This is a genomic window from Sphaerisporangium perillae (assembly GCF_023276435.1).
Taxonomy (GTDB): domain Bacteria; phylum Actinomycetota; class Actinomycetes; order Streptosporangiales; family Streptosporangiaceae; genus Sphaerisporangium; species Sphaerisporangium perillae.
The window spans coordinates 241,507-249,429 of the sequence record NZ_JALLPO010000006.1; the positions used below are offsets into that span (position 1 = coordinate 241,507).

Annotated in this window: 6 protein-coding genes; 3 read left to right on the top strand and 3 right to left on the bottom strand. The window is 69.4% G+C overall.

What is annotated here, in order from left to right; all coding sequences use genetic code 11:
- Positions 1-37 precede the first annotated feature (37 nt).
- Positions 38-2,935: a cellulose binding domain-containing protein gene (locus tag MYF83_RS08250; protein ID WP_248959603.1), complete on the bottom strand. Its 2,898-nt coding sequence runs from the start codon at positions 2,933-2,935 to the stop codon at positions 38-40.
- Between the two features lie 553 nt (positions 2,936-3,488).
- Between MYF83_RS08250 and MYF83_RS08255 the strand changes: the two genes are divergently transcribed.
- Complete coding sequence (locus MYF83_RS08255) at positions 3,489-4,187, top strand: TetR/AcrR family transcriptional regulator (protein ID WP_248959604.1); 699 nt, start codon at positions 3,489-3,491, stop codon at positions 4,185-4,187.
- 7 nt (positions 4,188-4,194) lie between these two features.
- Here MYF83_RS08255 and MYF83_RS08260 read toward each other — a convergent pair whose 3' ends face one another.
- Positions 4,195-5,046: a MaoC/PaaZ C-terminal domain-containing protein gene (locus MYF83_RS08260; protein WP_248959605.1), complete on the bottom strand. Its 852-nt coding sequence runs from the start codon at positions 5,044-5,046 to the stop codon at positions 4,195-4,197.
- A gap of 1 nt (position 5,047) precedes the next feature.
- A complete protein-coding gene (locus MYF83_RS08265; protein ID WP_248959606.1) occupies positions 5,048-5,971 on the bottom strand; it encodes an SDR family oxidoreductase in 924 nt (307 codons plus the stop codon).
- Between the two features lie 279 nt (positions 5,972-6,250).
- Here MYF83_RS08265 and MYF83_RS08270 point away from each other — a divergent pair, with 279 nt between their 5' ends.
- Positions 6,251-7,006, top strand: coding sequence for an MFS transporter (locus MYF83_RS08270; RefSeq protein WP_248959607.1), 756 nt, complete (start codon positions 6,251-6,253; stop codon positions 7,004-7,006).
- Between the two features lie 179 nt (positions 7,007-7,185).
- A partial coding sequence (locus MYF83_RS08275; RefSeq protein ID WP_248959609.1) for an SGNH/GDSL hydrolase family protein occupies positions 7,186-7,923 on the top strand: 738 nt, incomplete at its 3' end.

Consider the following 7,923-nt stretch of genomic DNA (forward strand, 5'->3'; position numbering starts at 1 on the left):
AGGGGTGTGCCACCGGCCGGCCGGTACGGCGCGCCGGTCAGCCGGTGGTGCAGGTGACCGTCGCGGGGACGGTGTTGGCCGTCGTCCAGGTGCCGCTGAAGCCGAACGAGGTCGAGGCTCCGGCCGCCAGGTTGCCGTTGTAGCTCGCGTTCTTCACGGTGACGTCCGCTCCGGTCTGGGTGAGCGTGCCGTTCCAGAGCTGGGTGATGGTCTGGCCGTTGGCGAACGTCCACTTCACGGTCCAGCCGGTGATCGCCGCGGTGCCGGTGTTCTTGACCGCGACGTCGCCCTGGAACCCGCCCTGCCAGGAGTTGGTCACGGTGTAGGTCGCCGCGCATCCGCCGCCGGACCCGCCGGACGTCGTGCTGAACGTGACGGGGTTGGAGGCGGTGGAACTGTTGCCCGCCGCGTCACGCGCCACCACGTAGAACGTGTACGACGTGCCGGCCGTCAGCCCGGTCAGCGCGAACGACGTACCGGTCGCCGTGCCGGCCTTGACGTCCGTCGTACCGGCCTCCCGGTACACGTCGTACCCGGTCACCCCTACGTTGTCGGTCGACGCGGTCCACGACAGCGTGGCACCGGTCGAAGTGATCGCCGACGCGGTGGGCGTGCCGGGCTTGGTCGGCGCCGTGGTGTCGGAGGTCCCGCCGCCGGTGCGGTCGCCGTAGATGATGCCCCGGCCGTTGGTGCCGATGTAGACGCGGCCGTAGATGCGCGGGTCGCCGGTCAGCGCCTCGCCGAAGTTGCCGTACTGGTGCTGGGCGTCGTTGATCCGCACCCAGGTGGCGCCGGTGTCGTCGGACCGGTAGACGCCGTGCACGCCGTCGACGGTGCCGACCAGATAGAGCGCCTGGTAGGTCTTGCCGGGCGCGGCCTTGCCGAAGCCGACGTTGTCGGCCTCGGTCACGGCGGTGACCTTGGTGAAGGAGGCGCCGGAGTTGGTGGAGTGCCACAGGCCGGTGGTGCCGCCGGCCAGCCAGATGTCGCCCTCGGTGCCGGGCAGCGCCTTGAAGTGCACGCCGCTCGACGGCAGCCCGGTGGCGGCGGTCTTGGCGAAGGTGGCGCCGCCGTCTGTGCTGACGTAGAAGCTCCCGCCGGAGAAGGCGTAGAACTTGTTCTTGTTCACCCGGTCGGACTCGATGACGGCGTTGGCCGGGACGCCGGACGACTGGGTCCAGCTGTTGCCGTAGCCGACCGAGTAGACCACCTGGAGGCCGGAGTCCCCGGGCGCCCAGACGAACCGGCTGCCGTCGGCGTTCGCCGCGACGGTGCCGCCGCTGTTGACCCCGCCGGGCTCGGTGCCCTGGAACCAGTTGGCGCCGCCGTCGGTGGAGAAGGCCACGTGGCTGTCGTTCGGCCGGTCGGAGTCGGTGAAGTTGCCCGACCTGACCATCACGCTCGGGTTGGTCTCGGCGTAGTCGAGGCTGGTGGTGCTGGTGAAGTTCGGCTGGGTGAACATCATGGCCGGGACCTTGGTGAGGTCGTTGTGCCGGAACCCGCCGATGTCACCGAGGCCGCTGACCAGCGGCGCGCCGGACGGCGGGCTGATCAGGTCCAGCACGGCGGTCTCCTCCAGCCCGGCCACCATGGGCTTGATGGTGAACTGCGACCCGGCGGTGTCCCACTTGGTGAGGTCGGTGGTGCCGTAGATGGTCGCGCCCGTGCCGTACATCATGCGGTCGGAGTTGAACGGGTCGATCTCCAGGGACTCGGTCATCCAGCCGAGCTTGGGCGTGGTCTCGGGCGGGGAGGGGTTGCCGCCGAAGGTCAGCCACGGAGCGGCGGAGATGTCCATCTTGTAGCGGAAAGAGCGGTTCGGATAGCTGGTGAAGTCCCACACCCGCGTCCAGGTCGCACCCGAGTCGGTGCTGCGGAAGAAGATCACGTCCGGCCACCACGAGATCTGCGTGGCCACCATGAGCGTGCCGGGATGCTGCCGGTCGACGGTCAGGCCGCTGTAGCCGAAGTAGTCGTCGGCGCTGCTGGAGGGGATCGGGCTGATCTGCGTCCAGGCGCCGGTCGCGGTGGCGTACCGCCACACGTCGCCCTTGGCCCCGTCGTACGGGCCGCCGGTGTCGCTCGTGGCGATGTAGAGGTAGCCATTGGTCGTGTCCAGGACGCCCTTGTGCGCGATGTAGCCGGTCGGCTGGCCGGCGACGCGTTCCCAGCTCGTCCCGCCGTTGGTGGTGCGGTAGACCGTGTTGCTCTTGTCGGCGACCCCGACGTAGATGGTCTGCGTCGCGTTGCCCGAGGTGCCGGTCCGCTTGTCGAACGTCACCCACACGACGCCCTGGTTGTCGCCGAGGTAGGCGTCTCCGGGACTCTGCACGTAGTTGCCGGCGTTGGGGAAGTTGGCGACCTTGGCCCAGGTGACGCCGGAGTCGGTACTGCGCCACAGGCCGTTGCCGCTGGGCGCCCCGAAGTACAGGACGCTGTTCTTGTTCGGGTCGATCGCGAGCCGCTCGCCCATGCCCCGGCCGGGCATGTTGCCGCCCAGCTTGAACGGCAGGGCCGTGCTCTGCCAGGTGGCGCCCTTGTCGCTGGAGCGCAGGATCGCCCCGTTGTCGGGGTCCCAGGAGTTGGTGTACATCCCGGCGGCGGCGTACACCTTGTTCGGGTCCACGGAGTCGGTGGCGAGGCTCACCACACCGTTGAGTCCCCAGTTGTCGTACCCGACCCAGTCGAGCAGCGGGGTCCAGGTCTGGGAGCTCTGGTTCCACCGGTAGGCGCCGCCGATGTCGGTGCGGGCGTAGATCAGGTCCTTCTGGCTCTGGTTGAAGATGATCCCCGGGACGAACCCGCCGCCGGCGATCTGGACGTTCTTGTAGGTGTACGGATCGGACGCGGCGGCCGCGACCGGCGGGGCCTTGACGCCCGCGACAAAGGAGGCGGCGAGCGCCATCGCGAGCATGCTGAGGAGCTTCTTGCGCATGAACGGTTCCCTTCGAATCCCTTCGAAAACGCGGACAACCGCCATGCACGATCAGGTGGGACCCTGACCGTCGACCTCCAGCGTGCATGGTACCGATGAGGCTCCTGACAGCCTCCGCCGAAGGTTCACACAACCCGGGCCAGGGCGTCAATAGTTTGGCGCTCAAACTTTCTCGCCCACGCAGGGCGCCCGCGAGCGTGCGATGACCCGGGCTTCAGGGCGGGCGGGCCTTACCTGCGGCGGGAGGAGAGGCCATTCCGCATTATTAGAGTGGTGTTCTAGAAAGTTTCTCTAAGACTGCTGTTGACGAGGAGAACGATGACGGTTCCCGTAGCGCAGAAACCCGTCCCCAGGCCGACCCCGGAGACCCAACGTTCTGGGACGGCGCCTTTCTGCGTCTGTGCGGCGCAACCGTTCGAGGTATTTTCTAGAATAAGACTCTAGGAATTGGCTTCAGATTCCCTCCCTGAGCCGGATCCTGTCAAGACCTCTACTAGAACCGTTTTCTAGAATTTGCCGCCATACTCAAAGGCTTCAGGCGAGGGAGACGCAGATGGCACGTAGGACCACCGGAAAGGGCGGCTCCTGGGAGTGGAGCCGGACGGCAGAGACGCGCAAGGTCATGCTGCGGGCCGCGCGCGAGGTCTTCACCGAGCACGGCTTCGCGGAAGCGAGCGTGTCCGAGGTGGTCAAGCGGGCGGGCTCGAGCGTGGGAAGCCTCTACCACCACTTCGGCGGCAAGACCGAGCTCTTCCTGGCGCTCTGGGAGGACCACCAGGCCGCGCACGAGGAGGCGGCCACCTTCGCGGTGGCGGCCGCCAGGCACGCGGGGATCAAAGACCCGATGGAGCTGTTCATCGCGGGTGCGCGCGCCTTCCTCGAAGGTTCATGGAAGCGACGCGACCTCGCCCGGCTGTTCATGGACGGCGACGGACCGCCGGGATTCGAGCTGATGCGCCGCACTCGCAGCCGCGAGTGGGTCAGGCAGAACGCGGCCCTGCTCGGCGGGAGCGGCGACCGCACCGACCGCCTGACCGCCACCGTGCTCACCACGGTGATAGGCGAGGCCGGCCGCGAGGTCGCCATCAGCGACACCGAGGAGGAGGCGGAGGAGATCATCGAGGCGGCGATCCGGCTCATCCACCGCCTCGGCCCTGCGGAGCAGGGTGATCTCCCGGCGCTGAAACGGGCCGCGGGCCCAGGCAAGAACCGAGGCCGGCTCAACAGGGCCACGAACCCGGACGAGGACTGAGGCCGGCTCAGCCCTCACGCAGTGTGCATCGGCCTCGGTCGATCACCACGGTCCCGTCGTCCTTCGAGGTACGGAACAGCGCGGTGCGGCCGTCCACCCAGATGGACACGGTGAGCGACTCTCCGGGGAAGACCGGCCTGCTGAACCGTCCGGACATCGCCGCCAGGCGGCCGGGATCGGATCCGGCCAGCGCGTGCAGCAACGCGCGCCCCGTGATCCCGTAGGTGCACAGGCCATGCAGGATCGGCCGGTCGAAGCCCGCCCTGGCCGCGAACGACGGATCGGAGTGCAGCGGGTTCCGATCGCCGGAGAGCCGGTAGAGGAGTGCCTGCTCCGGCCGGGTCGCGAAGGTGATCTTATGGTCCGCCGCGCGATCGGGCTCGGCCCAGTCGTCGCGAGGCCCGCGGTCTCCGCCGAACCCGCCCTCGCCGCGGATGAAGACCGCGCTGCGCGAGGTGACCAGCGGCTCTCCGGTGACCGCGTCGACCGCCCCTGCCTCCGTGGTCACCAGAGCGCCCGAGCCCTTGTCGTAGATGCCGGTCACCGTCGAGACGGTGCGGACGCACCCCTCCACCGGAAGCTCTCGGTGGAGCTCGAAGGCCTGCTCGGCGTGGACGAGCATGGCCCGGTCGAAGTCGCCGAGCCCCCGGGCCGCCGGCGCCTGGGCCACGAGCACCGCGAACGTGGGGAGCACCCGCTGCGGCACCCCGGCGGAGTTCTCCGTGGTGAAGGCCAGCTCCTGGAGCGGGTCGCCGAGCCCGGCCCCTACCCCGAGGGCGTAGAGCAGCGCGTCCTTGCCGGTCCAGGATCGGGTGTGCGGCTCGCCCGGGACGCCGACCACGCCGTGGTCGAGTGGCATCTCAGCCCTCCCTGCCGGGGATCCGCCCGTTCTGCAGCGCGTTCGGCGCGGCCTTGTCGACCAGGGCGGGGATGACCTCGGCGAGTTCCTCGGGCTCCCAGCGGGCGCCCTTGTCGACTCCCGGGCCCGCGTGCCAGCCCTCGGCGACGCTGATCACGCCGCCGCGCACGTTGAACACCCGGCCGGTGATCTGCCGGGCCTGCCCGGAGGCGAGCCAGACCACGAGCGGCGCGATGTTGTCGGGGTGCACGGGGTCGAACTCGCCCTCGGCCGGATGGGGCCGGTTCAGTGAGAGGTTCTCGGTCATCCGGGTGAGCGCGGTCGGGGCGACCGCGTTGACGGTTACGCCGTACCGTTCCAGCTCGCGGGCGGCGATCACGGTGAGCGAGGCGATGCCGGCCTTGGCCGCGCCGTAGTTGGCCTGGCCCGGGTTCCCGTAGATGCCGGAGGAGGAGGTGGTGTTGACGACTGCGGCCTCCACCGGCCGCCCGGCCTTGGACCGCTCGCGCCAGTAGGCGGCCGCGTGCCGCAGCGGCGCGAAGGTGCCGCGCAGGTGCACGCGGACGACGGCGTCCCACTCGTCGACGCCCATGTTGAAGATCATGCGGTCGCGCAGGATCCCCGCGTTGTTGACCAGCACGTGCAGGTCTCCGAAGTGCTCGATCGCCGCCTGGACGAGCCGGCCCGCCCCGTCGAAGTCGGAGACGTCCTCGCTGTTGGCGATCGCCTCGCCGCCCATGGCCCGGATGCGGTCGACGACCTCATCGGCCGGGCCGCTCGAGGAGCCGGTGCCGTCGACCTCGGCGCCGAGGTCGTTGACGACGACCCGGGCCCCCTGGCGGGCGAACTCCAGTGCGTGCCCGCGCCCGATGCCCCGTGCGGCCCCGGTAACGATCACGACACGACCTGCGACGATCCCACTCATGCGATCTCCCGGCGATTTTTAGAACCAACTTCTCGCTCCCGGGCGCTCCCGTCAAGACTTGACCGGCGGATGTACGAACAAGATTCTAGTATCAGGCTCTAGAAAAATCGTGATCGGGGAGGCTGGAGCCGCCCTGGTCTCCGACGCCTTCCCGCGCGAGCGGCTCGGCGAGGGCATGGGCGTGTACACCGCCTCGTTCTCGATAGCCCAGCTCGTCGGGCCCACCCTCGGCGGGTCCTCATCGAGCATCTCGGCTGGCGCTGGGTCTTCTGGTACAACGTGCCGATCGGGATCCTGTGCCTGGTCTGGGGCGCCATCACGCTGCGCCGCGTCGCCCCGGCCCATTCCGGCCGAGGGGTGGACCTTCCGGGCAACGTCCTGGTCCTGGTCAGCCTCGGCGGCCTGCTGCTCGCGCTCTCGGAGGTCACCAGGCTCGGCTGGGCACACCCCCTCGTGTTCGCGGGTCTGGCCGGCTTCACGCTGGGGCTGCCGGCCTTCGTCGTGCTGCAACTGCGCAGCCCGCATCCGGTGGTCGACGTACGGCTGTTCCGGGACAGGCTGTTCGCCCTCGGCACGCTGGCCTCCTTCCTCAACTCGGTGGCCAGGGTCGGCGTGGTGTTCCTGATCGCACTGTTCTTCCAGGGGGTGCACGGGGAGGACCCGGTCACGGCGGGCCTGAAGGTGCTGCCGCTCTCGATGGCCGCGATGCTGTCCTCGGCGGCGTCCGGATTCCTGCAACGCAGGTTCAGCCCTCGCGCGCTGACCGTCCTCGGCTCCGGGCTTACCACGGCCGGGCTCGCCGTCCTGCTCGCGGTGATCTCGGCGGAGGTGCCCTATCTCCCCGTCGGGGCCGCCCTTGTGCTGATGGGCGCGGGGTCGGGCATGTTCCTGCCGTCGAACACCACCGTTCTGCTGCACGGGTTGCCCTCGGGCCGGCTCGGCATCGTCAACGCGATGCGGCTGATGCCGCAGAACACCGGGGTGGTCGTCGGCACGGCGCTCGCCGCCTCGCCACCGCCCGGCCCGCCGGACTGATCCCCCGCGAGCACCAGGTGAAAGCCGGTCGCCGGGCTGCTGGACGGCCAGCCTCCCCGTGTAACTTTCAGCTCCCGAGGCGGTGTCAGCGCAGGTCGAACCGGTTAAGCACCCCTGGCTCCTTCCTGAGGGAGACCCGGTGTCCTTACCATCGCCACGCGGACAACCGGAGGTGAAGGATGGCGACCAGGCGCGGGCTCCTGGCTATCGTGACGGCGTTGATCGGAGTCCTGGCGTACGTGGTCCTCACGCCCGTACTGCCGGCTCGCGCCGCGACCGTGAAGGTCATGCCACTGGGCGACTCCATCACCGGCTCGCCCGGCTGCTGGCGGGCCCTGCTGTACAACAGGCTGGTCCAGGGCGGCTACAGCGTGGACATGGTGGGCACCCTGCCGCCCCAAGGATGCGGGGTCTCCTACGACGGCGACAACGAGGGACACGGCGGGTATCTCGCCACCAACATCGCCGACCAGAACCAGCTCCCCGGCTGGCTCTCGGCGACCCGGCCCGACATCGTGATGATGCACCTGGGGACCAACGACGTGTGGAGCAACCGCCCCACGAGCACCATCCTCGCCGCCTTCGGCAAGCTGGTCGACCAGATGCGGGCGAGCAACGCCAACATGAGGATCCTCGTCGCCCAGATCATCCCGATGAACCCCGGCTCCTGCCCCGAATGCGCCCAGCGGGTGGTCGCGCTCAACGCCGCCATCCCCGGCTGGGCCCAGGGCAAGAGCACCGGCCAGTCGCCGATCGTGGTCGTCGACCAGTGGACCGGGTTCAACACCTCCACCGACACCGGTGACGGCGTGCACCCCAACAGCAGCGGCGACCAGAAGATGGCCGACAAGTGGTACTCGCCGCTGACCAGCGTGATCAACGGAACCACCCCGCCCCCCGTCACCCCCACCCCGACG

Excerpts from the sequence above, each read along its gene's own strand:
- MYF83_RS08265 (WP_248959606.1), bottom strand. The coding sequence starts at position 5,971 with ATGAGTGGGATCGTCGCAGGTCGTGTCGTGATCGTTACCGGGGCCGCA.
- MYF83_RS08255 (WP_248959604.1), top strand. The coding sequence starts at position 3,489 with ATGGCACGTAGGACCACCGGAAAGGGCGGCTCCTGGGAGTGGAGCCGG.
- MYF83_RS08250 (WP_248959603.1), bottom strand. The coding sequence starts at position 2,935 with ATGCGCAAGAAGCTCCTCAGCATGCTCGCGATGGCGCTCGCCGCCTCC.
- MYF83_RS08260 (WP_248959605.1), bottom strand. The coding sequence starts at position 5,046 with ATGCCACTCGACCACGGCGTGGTCGGCGTCCCGGGCGAGCCGCACACC.